This window comes from Azospirillum rugosum (assembly GCF_017876155.1).
GTDB lineage: Bacteria > Pseudomonadota > Alphaproteobacteria > Azospirillales > Azospirillaceae > Azospirillum > Azospirillum rugosum.
Genome location: NZ_JAGINP010000017.1, coordinates 1 through 17,453, shown reverse-complemented (window position 1 = coordinate 17,453; position 17,453 = coordinate 1). Strand labels below are relative to the sequence as shown.

The following is a 17,453-nucleotide window of genomic DNA, read 5'->3' as shown; positions in this document are numbered from 1 at the left end:
TGCTCAGAAATGCTCCCAACCGCGCGCCGGCAGGGCAAGGGGAGTCCCATCCGCGCCGACGACGCGGACATCGCCGGCGCTCCCTTCCTCCAGCCGGCCGATCGCCGTGATCGGCACGCCCGTGCCCGCCGCAAGCGCCGCGAGCGCCGGCCGCGCCTCGTCCGGGGCGGTGAACAGAAGCTCGTAATCGTCGCCGCCGGTCAGCGCCAGGGCGAGCCGCGCCGGATCGGACCCGACCACCGCGCGGGCAGCAATCGACAGGGGAACGGCGGCCGAGTCCAGCACCGCCGCGCAGCCGGACTCCTCGCACAGGTGCCCCAGGTCGGCGACCAGACCGTCCGACACGTCCAGGCATGCGGTCGCCAGCCCGACCAGCCGCGGCCCGACCGTGGTGCGCGGGTCCGGCCGGCGCAGCCGCGCCAGCAGGCGGCCGCGCGCCGCCTCGTCCGCCACCGCGATCTTCCCGAAGGCGACCTGGAGCCCCAGCGCGGCGTCGCCGACGCAGCCGGTGACGAAGACGCTGTCGCCCGGCCGGCCGCCCCAGCGGGGCAGCGCCCTGCCCTTCGGCACCAGCCCGAAGGCGGTGACCGACAGGGTGATCGGCCCGCTGGTGGACACCGAGTCGCCGCCCGCCAGCCCGATGCCGAAGCGCGCCTGGTCCTCGCCCAGCCCGGCCGCGAAGGCGGCGAGCCAGTCCTCCCCCACCGTCCGGGGCAGCGCCGTCACCAGCGTGTAGGCATAGGGAACCGCCCCCATCGCCGCGAGGTCGGACAGGTTGGTGCGCAGCAGCTTGGCGGCGATGTCGCCGGGGGCGTCGTCGGGAAAGAAATGGACGCCGGCCACCATGGCGTCCGTGGTCACGACCAGTTCCTGGTCGGGCGGCACGCCGAACACGGCCGCGTCGTCGGCCAGGCCGCGGGCGCCGGGAAACCCGGTCGCCAGCGGCTTGAAGTAGCGGTCGATCCGGCCGAACTCCCCCAACTTATCGACTGGGCTCGGGCGGGAGTTGCCCGGATCAGGACTCTCTGGGCTGCTCACGGCTCGGGTCCGGCTTGGCCAGTTCGTCCGGCCGCAGGGCGCGGGCCACATGGTCCAGCACGCCGTTCACCATGCCCGGCTCGCGCCCGGCGAAGAAGGCGTGGGCCACGTCCACATACTCGCTGATGAGGATGCGCGGGTGCGTGTCGTTGTGGACGAACAGCTCGTAGGCGCCGGCGCGCAGGATGGCGCGGAGCAGCAGCTCCAGCCGGTCCAGCGAGAATCGCGGCTCCAGCGCGGAGGACAGCATGCCGTCCACCTCCGCCCGGCGGTGCGCCGCGCCGCGCACGATGTCGGCGAACAGCTGCGGGTCGGCGGCGACGAACTTGGCGCCGTCGATCTCCTCGCCCAGCCGGTGGTTGACGAACTCGCCCACCACGGATTCCACGGCGACGCCGGTCGGTTCGATCTGGTTCAGGTCGATCTGGTAGAGGGCCTGCACGGCGGCCAGGCGGGCCGCCTTGCGCCGGGCCTTGGCCGACCCGCCGCCGGTCCGGTTCCGGGATCCGCGCTTCTGTTTCGCGCGGCCCGCCGCGTCGTCGTTGCTCATGATGCTCATACTGTCAGGACGTAGAACGGGACTATGCCGCGGGGTTACCGCGGATAGAGGCGGAATTGGCGTTTCAGTTCGATCATGTCAAGGCAGGCGCGGGCGGCGAACCCGCCCTTGTTCTTGGCAGCGACGGAGGCGCGCGCCCAGGCCTGCTCGCGGTTCTCCACCGTCAGCACGCCGTTGCCGACGGCCAGCGCGTAGCGCAGGGCGAGATCCTGCAGGCCGCGGGCGCTCTCGTTGCAGACGATGTCGTAGTGCGTCGTCTCGCCGCGGATCACGCAGCCCAGCGCCACATAGCCGTCGAAGCGCTTGCGCGCCGTGAAGAAATCCATGGAGCGCAGGGCGTAGAGGATCGCAGCGGGGATTTCCAGGCAGCCGGGGACGGCGACGCGCTGGTACGTGGCGCCGTCCTTCTCGATCTCCGCGATGGCGCCGCGGGCCAGCTCGTCGGCGATGTCCTCGTAGAAGCGGGCTTCCACGATCATCAGATGGGGCTTCTCGGTCATCTCTCGCTGCTCGGCCGGACCATCACTGCCGGACCATCACTGATCGTGAAGCGGAATCGGGCGGTGGCCGACGACGGTCAGCCCGTAGCCTTCCAACCCGATGATGGACTTCTTGCGGTTCGACAGCAGAACCATGTTCCGCACGCCCAGGTCCAGCAGGATCTGCGCGCCCACGCCGTAATCGCGCAGGGTCGGCGTCGGGTTCTCGTGCCCTTCCAGGCGCGCCTTCAGCGTCGCGGTCAGCCCGTTCGCCATCGGCTCGCGCAGCAGGACGATCACCCCGCGCCCCTCCTCGGCGATCATCTCCATGGAGGCCTGAAGCTCGCCGTCGCGCGCGGCGCTCTTGTCGCCCAGCACGTCGTCCAGCACGGACAGCGCGTGCATGCGCACCAGCACCGGCTCCTCGCCGGAAATGTCGCCGCGGACCAGCGCGATGTGCTCCGCGTAGGCCACCTTGTTGACGTAGACGTACATCTGGAAGCGTCCGCCGAAGCGGCTGTCCAGCGCGCCGGCCAGCCTCTGCTCGACGATCGTCTCGGTGCGGCGGCGGTAGGCGATCAGGTCGGCGATGGTGCCCACCTTCAGCCCGTGGAACTGCGCGAACTTCACCAGATCCGGCAGGCGGGCCATGGTGCCGTCGTCGTTCATGATCTCGCAGATCACGCCGGCCGGGGTCATGCCGGCCATGCGGGCGATGTCCACCGACGCCTCGGTGTGACCGGCGCGGACCAGCACGCCGCCGTCGCGGGCGAGCAGCGGGAAGACGTGGCCCGGCGTGACGATGTCGTCCGGGCTCGCCGTCGGGTCGATGGCGACCTGGATGGTGCGGGCGCGGTCGGCGGCAGAGATTCCGGTGGTGACGCCCTCGCGCGCCTCGATGGAGACGGTGAAGGCGGTCTGGTGGCGGGTGCCATTCTGCTGGGCCATCAGCGGCAGGCGCAGCCGCTCGATGTGGTTCTGGTCCATGGCGAGGCAGATCAGGCCGCGCCCGTGCTTCGCCATGAAGTTGACGGCTTCCGGCGTCGCGCACTGCGCGGGGATGACGAGGTCGCCCTCGTTCTCCCGGTCCTCGTCGTCGACCAGGATGAACATCCGGCCCTGGCGCGCCTCCTCAAGGATTTCCTCGGGGCGCGACAGATAGGCGTGGAACTCCGACGTCATTCCTGACCTGCCAGCCGCGCCACGTACCGCGCGAGCATGTCGATTTCCAGATTGACCCGGTCGCCGGCCTTCAGGGTGCCGAAGGTGGTCGCGTCCTGGGTGTGCGGGATGATGTTGACGCCGAAACGCGCGCCGTCGACCTCGTTGACCGTCAGCGACACGCCGTCCAGCGCCACCGAGCCCTTGGAGGCGATGTACTTGGCCAAGCCCGCCGGAACCTCGAAGGTGAAGCGCTTGGACTCGCCGTCCGCGCGCACGTCCGCCACAGTGGCGACGCCGTCCACATGGCCGGACACGATGTGCCCGCCCAGTTCGTCGCCGACCTTCAGCGCGCGCTCCAGGTTGACGCGCGTGCCCTCGGCCCAGCCGCCGAGCGTCGTCTTCGACAGCGTCTCGGCCGAGGCCTGGACGGCGAACCAGCCCGGCCCCTTTTCCACGACAGTCAGGCAGACGCCGTTGTTGGCGATGGACGCGCCGATGGGAACCGTCTCCATATCGAAGGCGGTCTCGACGGTGAACCGGGTGTCGCCCTGCCGCTCCACGGCCCGAACGCGCCCCACATCGGTGATGATTCCAGTGAACATGGGCCGGCAATCTAGCAGGTTTTCACCGGCGCGAAAGGTTCATCCGTATGGCGTAGGACGCAACGGTCTGTTGCGTGGGAAGAGGCATGGCGGGATGCCGCAGCAGACCGCGGTTCCAGGCCGTTATCCCCGCCGGACGTAGCTCTCCTCCAGGTCGTCGCCCGCCCGGCGCACGGCCACGCGGCGGAACAGCGCCATCCGGTCCAGCGAGTCCACGCCGAAGCCGTGCACCGCTGGCAGGCCGTCGCCGCCCATGACCGACGCGGCGCGGAACCACTCCAGCCGGTCGACGAGGCCCGCGCGCAGGAGCGAGGCGCTGAGCGTCGCCCCACCCTCCACCAGAACGCGGGTCAGGCCGCGCCCAGCCAACGCCGCGCTCGCCTTGACCAGATCCGGCAGGCCGGCGGAATCGGCCGGGACGCGAATCACTGACAGGCCGCAGTCATCGAAGGCCGCGAGCCGCGGCCCGTCGACGTCCTCCCGCGCGATCACCCAGGTCGGCACGGCCCGCGCGCTGGCGGCGAGCTTGCCCGTGAGCGGCAGGCGCAGCCGGCTGTCCACGACGATCCGCACGGGGGAGCGGTGGGTCAGGCCCGGCAGGCGGCAGGTCAGTTCCGGGTCGTCGGCCAGCGCGGTGCGGATGCCGACCATGATCGCGTCGTGCGTCGCGCGCAGCCGGTGCCCCCAGGCCCGCGCCGTCGGGCCGGTGATCCATTGGGAAACGCCGTTGTGGGTGGCGATCCGCCCGTCCAGCGTCGTCGCGGCCTTCAGCGTGTAGAGCGGCCGGTCGTCCTGGATGCGCCGGAAGAAGCCTTCGTTGAGCGCCCAGGCCTCGTCCTCCAGCACGCCGGTGGTCACAGCGATGCCGGCGGCGCGCAGCCGCTCCAGCCCGCCGCCGGCCACCCGCGGATCGGGATCGCCGCAGGCGACCACCACCCGGGCGACTCCGGCCTCGACCAATGCCAAAGCGCAGGGCGGCGTCTTGCCGTAATGGTTGCAGGGTTCCAGCGTGACGTAGGCCGTGGCGCCACGCGCCGCCTCGCCCGCGCGGGCGAGCGCCTCCGTCTCCGCGTGCGGCCGTCCGCCGGGCTGGGTCCAGCCCCGCCCGACCACCACCCCGTCGCGCACGATGACGCAGCCCACCGCCGGATTCGGCCAAGTGTTCCCCAGCCCACGGGAGGCCAGCGCCAACGCGGCGCGCATGTGGCGAAGGTCGTCGGGATGGCTCGACACGGCTCTTCCTCCGCCCGGAATTCTGGACTTCGTAGGTTGGGTGGAGCGCCAGCGGAACCCAACAGCCTCGGCATGGCAGCGTGTGTTGGGTTTCGCTGACGCTCCACCCAACCTACGTGCCCCCTCCGTCACCCGTTCTGGGGCTCGGGGGCGAGTTGCTCGACGAACTCGTTGAAGTCCGACGCCTCGCGGAAGTCCTTGTAGACCGACGCGTAGCGGATGTAGGCGACCGGGTCGAGCGCCTGGAGCGCCGCCATGATCATCTCGCCGATCTGCTTCGACGGGATCTCGCTCTCGCCCGAGGATTCGAGCTGGCGCACCAGGCTGTTCACCACGCGGTCGATGCGGTCCGCGTCGATCGGTCGCTTGCGCAGCGCGATGCGCATGGAGCGCAGCAGCTTCTCGCGGTCGAAGGGCTCGCGCTGCCCCCCGCTCTTCACCACCGTCAGCTCGCGCAGCTGCACGCGCTCGAAGGTGGTGAAGCGCGCCCCGCAGCCCGGGCAGAAGCGCCGCCGGCGGATCGCCGAGTTGTCCTCGGTCGGCCGCGAGTCCTTGACCTGGGTGTCCTCGTGTCCGCAGAACGGGCAGCGCATGTCCGGCCTTTCCCCTTGCTAAAGGTGCTTTTACAGAGTCGGGTAGATCGGGAAGCGGCGGCACAGCTCGCGCACCTCTTCCCGGACCTTCGCCTCGACCGCGGTGTTGTCGCCGGAGTTGCTGGCGGCCAGCCCGTCCAGCGTCTCCACGATCAGGCGGCCGACCTGCTCGAACTCGGCGACGCCGAAGCCGCGGGTCGTGGCCGCCGGGCTGCCCAGGCGGACGCCGGAGGTGACCATCGGCTTCTGCGGGTCGAACGGCACGCCGTTCTTGTTGCAGGTCATGCCGGCGTGCTCCAGGCTCGCCTCGGCGGCCTTGCCGGTCAGGTTCTTCGGCCGCAGGTCGACCAGGACGATGTGGCTGTCCGTGCCGCCCGACACGATGTCGAGGCCGCCTTCGATCAGCACCTTCGACAGGGCGCGGGCGTTGTCCAGCACGGCCTGGGCGTAGGTCTTGAACTCGGGGCGCAGCGCCTCGGCGAAGGCCACCGCCTTGGCGGCGATGACGTGCATCAGCGGGCCGCCCTGCAGGCCGGGGAACACCGCCGAGTTGATCTTCTTGGCGATCTCCTCGCTGTTGGTCAGCACCATGCCGCCGCGCGGGCCGCGCAGCGTCTTGTGGGTGGTGGTGGTGACCACGTCGGCGTAGGGGAACGGGTTCGGGTAGACGCCGCCGGCGATCAGGCCGGCGTAGTGGGCGATGTCCACCATGAAGTAGGCGCCGACCTCGTCCGCGATGGCGCGGAAGCGCTGGTAGTCGATGACGCGCGGGTAGGCGGAGCCGCCGGCGATGATCAGCTTCGGCTTGTGCTCGCGGGCCAGCGCCTCGACCTGGTCGAAGTCGATCAGGTGGTCATCCTTGCGCACGCCGTACTGCACGGCCTTGAACCACTTGCCGGACAGGTTGGGGGCGGCGCCGTGGGTCAGGTGGCCGCCGGCGGCCAGCGACATGCCGAGAATGCAGTCGCCCGGCTGCAGCAGCGCCAGGTTCACCGCCTGGTTGGCCTGCGAGCCGGAGTTCGGCTGGACGTTGGCGAAGTTGCAGCCGAACAGCTTGCAGGCGCGCTCGATCGCCAGCGTCTCGGCGACGTCCACATACTCGCAGCCGCCGTAGTAGCGCTTGCCCGGATAGCCTTCCGCGTACTTGTTGGTCATGACCGAGCCCTGCGCCTCCAGCACCGCCTGGGAGACGATGTTCTCGGACGCGATCAGCTCGATCTGCTCCTGCTGGCGGACCAGTTCGTCGCGCACCGCACGGGCGAGTTCGGGATCCGTCTCGGCGAGCGAGGCGGCGAAGAAGCGGCCGATCTCGGCGCGGGGGTCAGCGTTGGTCACGGTCATGGCAGGGCAGGTCCTTGGTTCTTGGTGGCGGTCTCGGTCCGCCGTCGTGCGCGGAAGGTTGGCGGCAGGAAAACGGGCGGAAAAACGAAAAGACTACGGTCAACCCATCTTCGCGATGCGGCGGCTGTGCCGCTCGCCGCCTTCGAATGCGGTCTTCAGGAACACGTCGACGCAGTCCTTGGCGATCTCCGGCCCGATGATGCGGGCGCCCAGCGCCACCACGTTGGCGTCGTTGTGCTCGCGCGACAGGCGCGCGGTGGTCGCGTCGTGCACCAGCGCGGCGCGGATGCCCGGGTGGCGGTTCGCCGCGATGCTGATGCCGATGCCGCTGCCGCAGATCAGCACGCCCCGCTCCGCCCGCCCGTCGGCGATGGCGCGGGCCACGGCGGCCGCGAAGTCGGGATAGTCGACCGACTGCGGGCCGTCGCAGCCGAGGTCGATCACCTCGTAGCCGGCGTCGCGAAGCCAGGAGCCGATCTGGGCCTTCAGCTCGAAGCCGGCGTGGTCGGACGCGATAGCGATGTTGCGGGCGGTCATGGAACTGGAACTCCGTGCACGAAGACAGGCGGCGCCACCCGGAGCGGGAGGCCGGCGCGGGTCGCACGCTACCAGATGTCGATGCGATTCGCCAGATGGACACAAAGCACGGGGCCAACGCCCCGGGCAAGGGCGCCCTGCGTGGAACACAGGGGCATGATGCTGCGAATCATTATCGACTTTCACTGCGAATCGTTATCATCTCCCATTGCCGCAAGCCGCCGCGAAACAATCTTCCTCTACTTGGCACCGGCGCGGGGTGTTGGCGGAGTAAGCAGCCGGCCCGATGCGTGACGGACGCACGAATCGGCCAATTGCTGCGTCCAAGTCGCGTGGTTTCGCGCAGCTTCGCGCTACTAGACGCCGCCTAAAGGCCGGGCACAGGGACCGGAGCCTCGCGGTTTTCAGCGTTAACTGATTTAACGGCCGCTCTTAACTTCTCGACGTCATAAACAACTTAATTCGCGCTTGCCGAAATTATATTGACACCAAAATCACGGTATGCAACTTGGTGTTAGGGACCAAATGAAAATTCAGGACAACAGGCAATGAGTGACCAGCTTCGCGCCGACGCGCCCGACAATGCGCTGCTGCGCATGACGGCGGAGATCGTTTCCGCGTATGTCAGCAAGAACGTTCTGCCGGCGCAGCAGATTCCCGAGGTCATCAACACGGTCTATTCGTCGCTGACCGGATTGAACGCGCAGCCGCGCGAGTTGCCGACGGAACCGCTCAAGCCCGCGGTTCCGATTCGCAAGTCGGTCACGCCCGAATACATCGTTTGTCTCGAGGACGGCAAAAAGCTGAAGATGCTGAAGCGGCACCTTCGCTCGACCTACAACATGTCGCCCGACGAATACCGCGCCCGTTGGGGCCTTCCGCCGGATTACCCGATGGTCGCGCCGAACTACGCCGCCCAGCGGTCGGAGTTCGCCAAGCGAATCGGCCTTGGCCGCAGCTCCGGGCGCCAGACGCGCCGCCGCGCCGGCTGATTGCGCGCTCCGTCCTGAAAGAAAAGGCCGGCCCTGGTCATGGGGCCGGCCCTTTCTTTTTTAATCCGACGCGATTCTTGGTTGAACTGGCGCTTGGTTGATACAGCGCTCAGCCGCAAGTCTTTCCGCCGGCCAGGCGGCAGTTGAAGCGCTCCACGTTCCGGGTCAGCTCCTGCCCGGTGTTGGTGTTCTCCTCGTTGAGGCACTTCAGGTAATCCATGGTCCGGTCCACATAGTCCTTCACCTCGAACTGGCAGGCCGACATCTTGTCGGCGCTGACGAAGGTCGTGGTGTCGTCCATGCAGACGGGAACGCCGGGCTTGGTGCAGCCGTTGACGGTTGCGGCCAGGGCCTGGGGCAGGGACGCCCCGGTCAATGTCACGGCCATCGCGGCCGCTCCCAGCACGAACTTGGCGCAACGCATGTATTCGTCTCCCTCCGGACTTGTGCTCACGGCGTCTGTTCTGACCGAAGCTCCACCATTCGCTGGCTGAATTCAAGCGCGCGAAGCGTCGGCCCATTCGTTCGTCGAAGCGGCTTCTACAGGCGTTACGACCGATGCACCAGTGCCGACGGGCATGCATAGGACTAGAGTTGTGTCCGAGCAGTTCGCCCCAGAACCGGCCCCGCAGGTCCGGCTCCGGGATGTCAGTGCTCACCATCAGCAGAAGCCAAGACTAGAACCGCGCCCCCCGAATCATTCGGGTGGGCGCGTTCCTTATGCAGGGCCGCAAGCGAACGGTCAGCGCCCCGGCCCCTTGGCCGCCGCGCCCCGGTTCAGCACGAACTGCAGCTTGCTGAGCGCGGTGCGTTTCAGCAATTCCGTGCTGCCGGTGGCCGGTCCGGCGACCGACACCTCGGTTCCGGTGGTCGGGTCGATGGCCACGACCTTCATGTAGCTGCCGACGCGCTGGAACTCGAACAGCACCTCGCCGCCGCCCTTGTTCCCGGATTGGCCGTTCCCTGCCCTGCCCGTCATCGTCCTCTCCTTCGCGTCGGAACCCCGGCCACCATGCCCTGTTGTTGGCGCACACACATCCCCACAACGTGAGGTACTTGCGCCATGGCAACCAAGACCATGCAGGATCTGCTGATCGAGGATCTGCGCGACATCTATCACGCCGAGAAGCAGATCACCAAGGCGCTGCCGAAGCTGGCCAAGGCCGCCCATTCCGAACAACTGCGCCAAGCGTTCGAGCTGCACCTCGAACAGACCCGCGGCCAGATCGAACGCCTGGAGCAGGTGTTCGAGGAGCTGGATACCCGCAGCCGCGGCAAGCATTGCGAAGCCATGGAAGGGCTGATCAACGAGGCGCGCGAGATTCTGGAAATGGGCCTCGCGCCGGAGGTGCAGGACGCCGCCCTGATCGCCGCCGCCCAAAAGGTGGAGCATTACGAGATCGCCAGCTACGGCACCGTCCACGCCTACGCCACGGCCTGCGGCCTGACCAAGGTCGCGCAGCTGCTGGAGCAGACGCTGAACGAGGAGAAGGACACCGACCAGAAGCTGAACACCCTGGCGATCAACGACGTCAACAAGAAGGCCATCCAGGCCAGCGGCAAGAAGGCCGCCTAAACCAGCGCTAAAGCGAATTTGCATTCGCTTTAGATTCATATGGCCTCATTCGCCGGCCGGGCTTCGGCCGCACATGCGGCCGGGACCGCGGTCGCGGTCCAAAGCGGATTGCAATCCGCTTTAAGTCTTCCAGCGCCGGTTGGGCGACGTCCCTTATTCCCGGACGTCCATTCACTGTTGTCCACGCGGGCCCCGCATGGGAGCCCGCGTGTTTTGTCCCACCCCTTGCACCCCCGGCGGCGTTGAAGGGGGTACCCCGCCGCGCTACACTCCACGCCGCCCCGAACGACAGAACCGGTGCCGGCGCCATGCGCAGGGTCCTTGCCTTCCTTCGATCCGGCCTGCTGTGCGCCGCCCTGCTGGGGCTTGGCCCGCAGCCCGCTGCGCTGGCCGCGGAAGGCCCGGCCGCCCTGCCGCCATCGGTGCGCATCAAGCCCGTGATGGTCCCGGTCGTCACCCGCGGGCAGGTGGAACGCTACACGCAGATCGAGGTGATGCTGGAGGTGGCGAACGCCACCAGGCTGGGCGACGTCCAGTTGGCCATCCCCCGCCTGCACGACGCGACCCTGCGCGCCGTCTACAAGGGCATCGAGGAAGGCTGGATCGTCCGCGGCAACATCGCGAACATGCCGGCGCTCCGCCGCACCATCAACGACGAGAGCGTGCGCCTGTTCGGCAAGGACGTGATCAGCCGCATCCTGATCACCCCGCTGTCCCGGCAATCGAGCTTCCCATAAGAAGGCCGTTTTCCCCGGTTGCCACGCCCCGCCCGTCGCGGCAGCATGGCCCCGATATCCGGGAGGAACAGAAACCATGGCCGTGGTCTATGTGGCGCGCAGCGCCGCGCTGACGAAATGGGCGTCCGACGTCGGACAGGGCAAGCACATCTTCAAGCTGGGCGTGGCCGCGGACAAGGACGCGGCGAAGGCCGCGGTCGAGGCCGGCTGGGCCGGCGAAACCGACTGGCGCGTGGTGCACAGCCAGGAGGTCGCCCAGGAGATCGCTGACATCGAAGAAGACCAAGTCCTGGAACGCCTGATGCGCAAGGAAAAGGTCATCGACCCGAACTACTACCCCAAATTGAAGGGTACGGCCGGAGTGTTCCGCATTACGCTCACCAACGTGCAGAACAGCCTGCTGGTCGCCAAGGCGATGTCCGCCGACGAGCCGCTCACCGAAATCAAGGTGAAGCCCAAGGACATCGCCGACTACATGATCCGCAACGCCCTTCCCGCGGCCTCCTCGGCGTCATGACGGACGGCCCCACCCTCTTCACCATCGGCTACGAGCGCGCGTCCCAGGGCGACCTGCTGGCGACGTTGAAGGCGCGCGGCGTCGGCGTGCTGCTGGACGTGCGCGACCTGCCGCTGTCGCGCCGCGCCGGCTTTTCCAAGCGGCCGCTCTCCGCCGGGCTGGAGGAGGTCGGCATCGGCTACGTCCACCTGAAGGGGCTGGGCACGCCGAAGGAAGGGCGCGTCGCCGCCCACCAGGGCGACATGGACCGCTTCTGGTCCATCGTCGAAGAAAAAATGCAAACGCCGGAGGCGGAGCACGACCTGTCCCGCGCCGCCGCCCTGGCGCAGGAGCGCCCGGCCTGCCTGCTCTGCTTCGAAGCCTCGCCCCACGTCTGTCACCGCCGCCGCGTGGCGGAGCTGCTGCACGACCGCTTCGGCTTCACGGTCGAACACCTGTCCGCCACGGACCCGTCCTTCTAGGAACCCCGCCCATGCAGTCCCGCTGGTCCCGCTTCGACGAGCTTCCGCTTGCCGACTTCTACGCCATGCTGCACCTGCGCCAGAGCGTGCTGATCGTGGAGCAGGCCTCCCCCTACCCCGACCTCGACGGCCGCGACCCGGAAGCCTGGCACCTCGGCCTGTACGACGGTGAGACTGTCGCACCCGTCGGCTACGCGCGCATCTTCGGGCCGGATCCGGCCACCGGCACCACCTCCTTCGGCCGACTCGCCGTGGCGCCGGCGTGGCGCGGCAAGGCGCTGGGCCGCCGCCTGGTCTCTGAATGCCTGGACCGCCTCGCCCGCGAGTGGCCGGAGCACGACGTGCTCATCAGCGCCCAACTCTACCTGGAAAATTTCTACGGCAGCTTCGGCCTGCGCCGTGTCAGCGACATCTACGACGACGTGGGCATCGACCACATCGACATGCGGCTGACGCGCGGATGATGATTCACCACAGAGACACGGAGACACAGAGAAACCACCCCCTCCGTGCCTCTGTGTCTCTGTGGTGAATGAATATCCTCTCCCTACGCCACCACCATCCTCTGCAAGGTTTCCAGCCGATCGGCCTCACCCGCCGGCTTGTCCCAGCGGATGCGGTGGACGCGGGGGAAGCGCATGGCCAAACCGCTCTTGTGCCGGTTCGACGGGTGCACGCTGTCAAAGGCGACCTCCAGCACGAGGCCGGGTTCGACCTCCCGCACCGGGCCGTATTTGCGCACCGTCCTGTTGCGCACCCAGCGGTCCAGCTCCACCAGCTCCGCGTCGGTGAAGCCGAAATAGGCCTTGCCCACCGGCACCAGCTCGTCGCCCCGCCAAACGCCGAAGGTGAAGTCGGAGTAATAGCTCGACCGCTTGCCGTGCCCGCGTTGCGCGTACATCAGCACGGTGTCCAGAGTCAGCGCGCCGCGCTTCCACTTGAACCAAGGGCCCTTCGGCCGCCCGGCGGTGTAGGCGCTGTCGCGCCGCTTCAGCATCAGCCCTTCGATGCTGTTCTCCCGCGCGTTCTCGCGCAGCGCCTCCAGCTCCGCCCAGCCGGCGAAGGGCACCAGCGGCGACAGGTCCATCCGCCGCGGCTGCACCGCGCCGTACCAGCGCTCCAGCCGCGCGCGCCGCTCCAGGAAGGTCAGGCCGCGCAGGTCCTCGTCGCCGTCGAACAGGATGTCGTAGAGCCGGACCCAGGCCGGAAACTCCTGCAACATCTTCGCCGTGACCGCCTTGCGGTTCAGCCGCTGCTGCAGGTCGTTGAAGGACGCCACCTCGCCCTCGCCGCGCGCCACCAGAAGCTCCCCGTCCAGGACCGCGTCGAAGCTCATGTGATCCACGATGTCGGGGAAGGCGCCGGACACGTCGTCGCCGGTGCGGCTGTAGACGCGCCGCTCCCCACCCTTGGCGACCAGCTGCACGCGGATGCCGTCCCACTTCCATTCCGCGCTGTAGTCGGCCGGGTTCAGGCCGGCCCGGTCCTCCTCCTCCAGCGGGTGCGACAGCATCAGCGGGCGGAAGCCGGCGCCATGCCCCGCCGCCGGCCGCTCCGACCGACCCTCCAGCCAAGCGAACAGGTCCAGGTAGGGCGGGGTCAGCCCGTGCCAGCACTCCTCCAGCTCGCCGACATCGACCTTGCCCCACTCCGCCAGCGCCGTCTTGGCGAGCCGGGCCGAGACGCCCACCCGCAGGCTGCCGGTGATCAGCTTCAGCAGCGCGAAGCGGCCGGAGCTGTCCAGCGTGTCCAGCCAGCCCTCCACCAGATCCATCACTTGGGCGCGCTTGGCCGCACGCAGCGTGTCCACCACCTCCGGCAGGGAGGGCGGCAGGCTGTTGGCGCGGTCGTGCCGCTCCGGCCAGATCAGCGCCACGGTCTCTGCAAGGTCGCCGACGTAATCGTAGGACAGCGCGAACAGCTCCGGATCCACCCGCGCGGCGACCAGCTGGCGGATGGCCGCCGGCTTGGCCTCGTTGAAGGTCAGCGCCTCGGTCAGCGCGGCCAGCGCCCAGCCGCGGTCGGGATCGGGCGTCGTGGAGAAGAAGTCCGCCAGCAGCCGGATCTTCCCATTGCGCGAGGGCATGAAGACCAGCGCGTCGATGAGCGTGGCGAAGCGGTTCATGCGCGCACGAGCCCCCACCCTCCCGCTTCGCGGGTCCCTCCCTCCCCCGCTGGGCAGGGGAGGGGTTGTTTGCGATGCGGCGGAGTTCCCTCCCCCGCCCAGCGGGGGAGGGTTAGGGTGGGGGTAAACACAGGCAGGATCATCACGCCCCCTCCTCCTCGAACCCCACCAGCGCCAGCGCCCGCGCGCGAATCCCCCGCTGGGTCGCGTGGTGCACCAGCGCCTCCTCCCGCCCGTGGGTCACCCAGACCTCCGGCGCGCCGACGTCCTCCAGGGTTTGCGTCAGCTCGTCCCAGTCCGCGTGGTCGGAGATGACCAGCGGCAGTTCCACGCCGCGCTGCCGCGCCCGCTGGCGCACGCGCATCCAGCCCGACGCCATCGCCACCACCGGATCGGTCAGCCGCCGCGCCCAGCGGTCGGCCACCGCACCCGGCGGGGCCATCACCAGGGCGCCCTTCAGCTCCTCCTTCACCGCAACCGTCGCCGGCCGCAGCTCCCCCAGCGCGATCCCGAACCCCTCGTAGAGTTTGCAGATCGGCTCCAGCGCGCCATGCAGATAGATCGGCCGGTCATAGCCCGCCGCGCGCAGCAGCGTGATCAGCCGCTGGCACTTGCCGAGCGCGTAGACGCCGACCACGTGGCTGCGCTCCGGGAAAATCTCCAGCGAATGGATCAGCTTGCGCACCTCGCCCAGGTCCGGCGGGTGGCGGAAGACCGGCAGGCCGAAGGTCGCCTCGGTGATGAAAACGTCGCAGGGCACCGGCTCGAAGGGCGCGCAGGTGCGGTCGAAGGTCCGCTTGTAGTCGCCGGAAACCACCACCCGGCTGCCGTTATACTCCAACACGACCTGGGCGCTGCCCAGCACATGGCCGGCCGGGGCCAGCCGCACCGTGACGTCGCCGATGCGGATCGCCTCGCCATACTCCAGCGCCTGCTGGGCTCCGCCCGCCCCCTCGCCCAGCCGCTGCCGCATGATGGCGAGCGTGCCGGATGTCGCGAGCACGTTGGCGTGGCCCGGTCGGGCGTGGTCGGAATGGCCGTGGGTGATCACCGCGCGCTCCACCGGGCGCACCGGATCGACGTAGAATCCCCCGGGCTCCACATAGAGCCCTTCGGGGCAGACTTTCATCCAGCGATCCGGGGAGGGGCGTTCGGGAAAGGGCGTGGCGGGCATAGCCCAAATATGGTGCGCCCTTCCCCGAACGGCAAAGCCTGCGGCCCCCGTCGGGCGGCCCGGCTCCGTTCACCCTCGATGCACAGCAAACGTCAAATCGGCGCGGGACCAGTTGCGGCGGCGAACCGGCCCCACGCGGCCCGGCAGGCGGCGGGTCACTGGGCTGCGGGACGGCATGGCGCGCTCCCCCGCTGGACGATCACGGCGGCATGGTGGACCAGCAGGCGGCGCGGTTGCGCGCGGCGGGCCGGCGGCGTGCGCGGCGGAATGCGGTCCGCCTCCTCGTCGATGCCCAGGGCGCGGCGCGCCCCGCTGTTCTCCGGCGAAGGCTCCGCGCTGTAGAAGGCGATGATGTCGGCAAGCGTCAACATGGTCATCCTCCCCAGAATATGAGAGCAGGCTTGGGTGTGGTTGCGCCCGCCCCGGCGCGGGCCGAGGCAGGCGTTCCGCCGCGGCTCCCCGCTACGCGGCCTCGTCCCCTAGGTGCACCGGGTAAGAGTCCACCGGCATTCCCGGCGGCAACCCTTGCGTGGCGGAAGCGGTCGTCGGCGTCGAGACCATGCAAGCCTCCCATGACGTGAGACTGCCCGCATATGGTCGCAACAAAAAGTCTTCCAATGTCTTTAAAGAAGATTTTTCGACCCGATATCTCCTCGGTATCGCAACATAATAACCTTATCATCAATGGGCTTTATTGACGGCGTCAATGGCTCCACCCTTGCTGCGGGACGGGTCCCCCGTCCGGAATCCCTGCCGCAACCGCTTGCCGAGATGGCCATGCACGACCGCCTTTCCCTGACGTCCGAGGTTGCCGACGCCCTGGCGCAGCGGCGCCCCGTGGTGGCGCTGGAATCCACCGTCATCGCCCACGGCATGCCCTACCCGAAGAACCTGGACACCGCCCGCTCGCTCGAAGCGCTGATCCGCGCCGAGGGGGCCGTGCCGGCGACCATCGCCGTGCTGGACGGCAAGATCCGCGTCGGCCTGGACGACGACGCCCTGGAACGGCTGGCATCGGGCGATAGGGCCGGCGGCAAGGCGGTGATGAAGCTCAGCCGCCGCGACCTGCCGGTGGCGCTGGCGACCGGGGCGCCGGGGGCGACCACCGTGGCCGCCACCATGATCGCGGCTCGGCTCGCCGGCATCGCCGTCTTCGCCACCGGGGGCTTGGGCGGCGTGCACCGCGGGGCGGAGACCAGCTTCGACGTGTCCGCCGACCTGGACGAACTGGCGCGCACCAGCGTCTGCGTGGTCTGCGCCGGGGCCAAGTCGATTCTCGACCTGCCCAAGACGCTGGAGGTTCTGGAGACGCGCGGAGTCCCGGTCCTCGGTCTCGGCACCGACGAGTTTCCGGCCTTCTACAGCCGCAACTCCGGCCTGCCCGTCTCGCATCGCTGTGACAACGTCACCGAGGTGGCGGCCATCCTGCGGGCCAAATGGGACCTCGGGCTGGAGGGCGGCGTGGTCCTGGCCAACCCCATCCCGGAGGCCGACGCCCTGGACGGTGCGGCCATGGAGGAGGCCATCGCCCAGGCGCTCGCCGACGCCGAAGCCCATGGAATCACGGGAAAATCCGTCACGCCCCACCTGCTGGCGGCGCTGGAGCGCATCACCGCCGGGCGCAGCCTGACGGCGAACATGGCGCTGATCCGCCACAACGCGGTTGTGGCCGCCCGGCTGGCCGTGGCCTTCGCCGCCCTTCCGGCTAGGACCAGCTAGGACTTTGCGCATAGGGGGTAAGCCCTCTGCGACCTACGGACTTAAGACCCCGTTAACCCCCGCTGGGCGAATCTGGGCTCGTTCTTCAGCGGAGGTTTCTATGCGTGCGCCCAGCCCGTCGAACCTGGTTTCCCGGATGATCGCCATGGCCGCCCAGCCGGACGAGGCCATCGGCGAAGCCGATGCCCGCCCCGCCGCGCGCGTGAAGCGGATCGTGTGGTCGTCCCAGGCGGCCAAGCTGCGCGGCTCTCTCTCCTCGCGCCTCGTGCACGAGATCGAATGCGCGGTGTCCGCCGACCTGGACGGCATGGAACTGCCGGAGGTGTTCTTCACCTCGGTCGAGTTCGCCGGCCGCGTCATCACCTGCGACCTGGACGCCTCGGGCACCGCCTCCATCTTCGGCCTGATCGACGTCAACGAGTATGACGAGCTGGTCGAGGAAGCCGGCGACGACGCCCTGTTCGGCGTCGATTGGGACGGCGTCTACGTCACCCCGGCGCGCACGCGACATTAGAGCATCGCGCCTGAAATCCGAATCGCGGGTTGCGCTTGGGCGGCTGGTGTGATTCACCGTAGTTGGAGGTGGATCATGGGTCGCAGCTATTC

22 protein-coding genes are annotated in these 17,453 nt (G+C 68.8%); 8 read left to right on the top strand and 14 right to left on the bottom strand.

Annotated elements, in window-relative coordinates; translation table 11 throughout:
- Positions 1 to 3: 3 nt before the first annotated feature.
- From thiL to rpiB, 9 genes are all read right to left on the bottom strand, one after another.
- Positions 4 to 1,038, bottom strand: a complete 1,035-nt coding sequence (gene thiL / locus J2851_RS21750) for a thiamine-phosphate kinase (RefSeq protein ID WP_307420125.1) — start codon at positions 1,036 to 1,038, stop codon at positions 4 to 6.
- Entirely contained in the window at positions 1,016 to 1,588 is a 573-nt protein-coding gene (gene nusB, locus J2851_RS21745) for a transcription antitermination factor NusB (RefSeq protein ID WP_209768844.1), read from the bottom strand. The genes thiL and nusB overlap by 23 nt, the downstream gene beginning before the upstream one ends.
- A gap of 44 nt (positions 1,589 to 1,632) precedes the next feature.
- Entirely contained in the window at positions 1,633 to 2,097 is a 465-nt protein-coding gene (locus J2851_RS21740) for a 6,7-dimethyl-8-ribityllumazine synthase (protein ID WP_209768842.1), read from the bottom strand.
- 36 nt (positions 2,098 to 2,133) lie between these two features.
- Complete coding sequence (gene ribB / locus J2851_RS21735; RefSeq protein ID WP_209768840.1) at positions 2,134 to 3,258, bottom strand: 3,4-dihydroxy-2-butanone-4-phosphate synthase; 1,125 nt, start codon at positions 3,256 to 3,258, stop codon at positions 2,134 to 2,136.
- Complete coding sequence (locus J2851_RS21730) at positions 3,255 to 3,842, bottom strand: riboflavin synthase (protein ID WP_209768838.1); 588 nt, start codon at positions 3,840 to 3,842, stop codon at positions 3,255 to 3,257. The genes ribB and J2851_RS21730 overlap by 4 nt, the downstream gene beginning before the upstream one ends.
- 123 nt (positions 3,843 to 3,965) lie before the next feature.
- Positions 3,966 to 5,045, bottom strand: coding sequence for a bifunctional diaminohydroxyphosphoribosylaminopyrimidine deaminase/5-amino-6-(5-phosphoribosylamino)uracil reductase RibD (gene ribD / locus J2851_RS21725; protein ID WP_209769064.1), 1,080 nt, complete (start codon positions 5,043 to 5,045; stop codon positions 3,966 to 3,968).
- Between the two features lie 158 nt (positions 5,046 to 5,203).
- Entirely contained in the window at positions 5,204 to 5,668 is a 465-nt protein-coding gene (gene nrdR, locus J2851_RS21720) for a transcriptional regulator NrdR (RefSeq protein WP_209768836.1), read from the bottom strand.
- A 30-nt stretch (positions 5,669 to 5,698) separates the two neighbouring features.
- The gene (gene glyA / locus J2851_RS21715) at positions 5,699 to 7,009 is read right to left on the bottom strand and encodes a serine hydroxymethyltransferase (RefSeq protein WP_209768834.1); all 1,311 of its coding nucleotides are present in this window, start codon (positions 7,007 to 7,009) and stop codon (positions 5,699 to 5,701) included.
- Between the two features lie 99 nt (positions 7,010 to 7,108).
- Positions 7,109 to 7,546, bottom strand: a complete 438-nt coding sequence (gene rpiB / locus J2851_RS21710; protein WP_209768833.1) for a ribose 5-phosphate isomerase B — start codon at positions 7,544 to 7,546, stop codon at positions 7,109 to 7,111.
- 548 nt (positions 7,547 to 8,094) lie between these two features.
- Here rpiB and J2851_RS21705 point away from each other — a divergent pair.
- A complete protein-coding gene (locus J2851_RS21705; protein WP_209768832.1) occupies positions 8,095 to 8,538 on the top strand; it encodes a Ros/MucR family transcriptional regulator in 444 nt (147 codons plus the stop codon).
- Between the two features lie 109 nt (positions 8,539 to 8,647).
- On the opposite strand, the gene J2851_RS21700 is transcribed toward J2851_RS21705, so the two are convergent.
- Together J2851_RS21700 and J2851_RS21695 are read right to left on the bottom strand one after the other, a co-directional pair.
- Positions 8,648 to 8,962 (bottom strand): hypothetical protein, encoded by a 315-nt coding sequence (locus tag J2851_RS21700; RefSeq protein WP_209768831.1) that lies wholly within the window; start codon positions 8,960 to 8,962, stop codon positions 8,648 to 8,650.
- Between the two features lie 318 nt (positions 8,963 to 9,280).
- Positions 9,281 to 9,517 carry a DUF6898 family protein gene (locus J2851_RS21695; RefSeq protein WP_209768830.1) on the bottom strand — a complete coding sequence of 79 codons (237 nt, stop codon included), beginning with the start codon at positions 9,515 to 9,517 and terminating at the stop codon, positions 9,281 to 9,283.
- 84 nt (positions 9,518 to 9,601) lie between these two features.
- On the opposite strand from J2851_RS21695, the gene J2851_RS21690 reads away from it, so the two are divergent.
- From J2851_RS21690 to J2851_RS21670, 5 genes are all read left to right on the top strand, one after another.
- Positions 9,602 to 10,114 (top strand): YciE/YciF ferroxidase family protein, encoded by a 513-nt coding sequence (locus tag J2851_RS21690; protein ID WP_209768829.1) that lies wholly within the window; start codon positions 9,602 to 9,604, stop codon positions 10,112 to 10,114.
- Positions 10,115 to 10,422: 308 nt separating this feature from the next.
- Positions 10,423 to 10,851 (top strand): hypothetical protein, encoded by a 429-nt coding sequence (locus tag J2851_RS21685; protein ID WP_209768828.1) that lies wholly within the window; start codon positions 10,423 to 10,425, stop codon positions 10,849 to 10,851.
- A 76-nt stretch (positions 10,852 to 10,927) separates the two neighbouring features.
- Positions 10,928 to 11,368 carry a hypothetical protein gene (locus J2851_RS21680; RefSeq protein WP_209768826.1) on the top strand — a complete coding sequence of 147 codons (441 nt, stop codon included), beginning with the start codon at positions 10,928 to 10,930 and terminating at the stop codon, positions 11,366 to 11,368.
- A complete protein-coding gene (locus tag J2851_RS21675; protein WP_209768825.1) occupies positions 11,365 to 11,829 on the top strand; it encodes a DUF488 domain-containing protein in 465 nt (154 codons plus the stop codon). Before J2851_RS21680 ends, J2851_RS21675 begins: the two co-directional genes overlap by 4 nt.
- Positions 11,830 to 11,840: 11 nt before the next feature.
- On the top strand, positions 11,841 to 12,293 hold the full coding sequence (locus tag J2851_RS21670) for a GNAT family N-acetyltransferase (RefSeq protein WP_209768824.1): 453 nt from the start codon (positions 11,841 to 11,843) through the stop codon (positions 12,291 to 12,293).
- 83 nt (positions 12,294 to 12,376) lie between these two features.
- Here J2851_RS21670 and J2851_RS21665 read toward each other — a convergent pair whose 3' ends face one another.
- From J2851_RS21665 to J2851_RS21655, 3 genes are all read right to left on the bottom strand, one after another.
- A complete protein-coding gene (locus tag J2851_RS21665; RefSeq protein ID WP_209768823.1) occupies positions 12,377 to 13,954 on the bottom strand; it encodes a cisplatin damage response ATP-dependent DNA ligase in 1,578 nt (525 codons plus the stop codon).
- Positions 13,955 to 14,096: 142 nt separating this feature from the next.
- The gene (locus J2851_RS21660; protein ID WP_246500838.1) at positions 14,097 to 15,083 is read right to left on the bottom strand and encodes a ligase-associated DNA damage response exonuclease; all 987 of its coding nucleotides are present in this window, start codon (positions 15,081 to 15,083) and stop codon (positions 14,097 to 14,099) included.
- A 200-nt stretch (positions 15,084 to 15,283) separates the two neighbouring features.
- Entirely contained in the window at positions 15,284 to 15,499 is a 216-nt protein-coding gene (locus tag J2851_RS21655; RefSeq protein ID WP_209768821.1) for a hypothetical protein, read from the bottom strand.
- A 406-nt stretch (positions 15,500 to 15,905) separates the two neighbouring features.
- Between J2851_RS21655 and J2851_RS21650 the strand changes: the two genes are divergently transcribed.
- Positions 15,906 to 16,847, top strand: coding sequence for a pseudouridine-5'-phosphate glycosidase (locus J2851_RS21650; protein ID WP_209768820.1), 942 nt, complete (start codon positions 15,906 to 15,908; stop codon positions 16,845 to 16,847).
- 100 nt (positions 16,848 to 16,947) lie between these two features.
- Positions 16,948 to 17,361: a hypothetical protein gene (locus tag J2851_RS21645; protein ID WP_209768818.1), complete on the top strand. Its 414-nt coding sequence runs from the start codon at positions 16,948 to 16,950 to the stop codon at positions 17,359 to 17,361.
- Positions 17,362 to 17,453 lie beyond the last annotated feature (92 nt).

Bases quoted from the DNA above. Each gene is read 5' to 3' on its own strand.
- nusB (WP_209768844.1), bottom strand. From the start codon at position 1,588: ATGAGCAACGACGACGCGGCGGGCCGCGCGAAACAGAAGCGCGGATCC.
- J2851_RS21740 (WP_209768842.1), bottom strand. From the start codon at position 2,097: ATGACCGAGAAGCCCCATCTGATGATCGTGGAAGCCCGCTTCTACGAG.
- ribB (WP_209768840.1), bottom strand. From the start codon at position 3,258: ATGACGTCGGAGTTCCACGCCTATCTGTCGCGCCCCGAGGAAATCCTT.
- J2851_RS21730 (WP_209768838.1), bottom strand. From the start codon at position 3,842: ATGTTCACTGGAATCATCACCGATGTGGGGCGCGTTCGGGCCGTGGAG.
- ribD (WP_209769064.1), bottom strand. From the start codon at position 5,045: ATGCGCGCCGCGTTGGCGCTGGCCTCCCGTGGGCTGGGGAACACTTGG.
- nrdR (WP_209768836.1), bottom strand. From the start codon at position 5,668: ATGCGCTGCCCGTTCTGCGGACACGAGGACACCCAGGTCAAGGACTCG.
- glyA (WP_209768834.1), bottom strand. From the start codon at position 7,009: ATGACCGTGACCAACGCTGACCCCCGCGCCGAGATCGGCCGCTTCTTC.
- rpiB (WP_209768833.1), bottom strand. From the start codon at position 7,546: ATGACCGCCCGCAACATCGCTATCGCGTCCGACCACGCCGGCTTCGAG.
- J2851_RS21705 (WP_209768832.1), top strand. From the start codon at position 8,095: ATGAGTGACCAGCTTCGCGCCGACGCGCCCGACAATGCGCTGCTGCGC.
- J2851_RS21700 (WP_209768831.1), bottom strand. From the start codon at position 8,962: ATGCGTTGCGCCAAGTTCGTGCTGGGAGCGGCCGCGATGGCCGTGACA.
- J2851_RS21695 (WP_209768830.1), bottom strand. From the start codon at position 9,517: ATGACGGGCAGGGCAGGGAACGGCCAATCCGGGAACAAGGGCGGCGGC.
- J2851_RS21690 (WP_209768829.1), top strand. From the start codon at position 9,602: ATGGCAACCAAGACCATGCAGGATCTGCTGATCGAGGATCTGCGCGAC.
- J2851_RS21685 (WP_209768828.1), top strand. From the start codon at position 10,423: ATGCGCAGGGTCCTTGCCTTCCTTCGATCCGGCCTGCTGTGCGCCGCC.
- J2851_RS21680 (WP_209768826.1), top strand. From the start codon at position 10,928: ATGGCCGTGGTCTATGTGGCGCGCAGCGCCGCGCTGACGAAATGGGCG.
- J2851_RS21675 (WP_209768825.1), top strand. From the start codon at position 11,365: ATGACGGACGGCCCCACCCTCTTCACCATCGGCTACGAGCGCGCGTCC.
- J2851_RS21670 (WP_209768824.1), top strand. From the start codon at position 11,841: ATGCAGTCCCGCTGGTCCCGCTTCGACGAGCTTCCGCTTGCCGACTTC.
- J2851_RS21665 (WP_209768823.1), bottom strand. From the start codon at position 13,954: ATGAACCGCTTCGCCACGCTCATCGACGCGCTGGTCTTCATGCCCTCG.
- J2851_RS21660 (WP_246500838.1), bottom strand. From the start codon at position 15,083: ATGAAAGTCTGCCCCGAAGGGCTCTATGTGGAGCCCGGGGGATTCTAC.
- J2851_RS21655 (WP_209768821.1), bottom strand. From the start codon at position 15,499: ATGTTGACGCTTGCCGACATCATCGCCTTCTACAGCGCGGAGCCTTCG.
- J2851_RS21650 (WP_209768820.1), top strand. From the start codon at position 15,906: ATGCACGACCGCCTTTCCCTGACGTCCGAGGTTGCCGACGCCCTGGCG.
- J2851_RS21645 (WP_209768818.1), top strand. From the start codon at position 16,948: ATGCGTGCGCCCAGCCCGTCGAACCTGGTTTCCCGGATGATCGCCATG.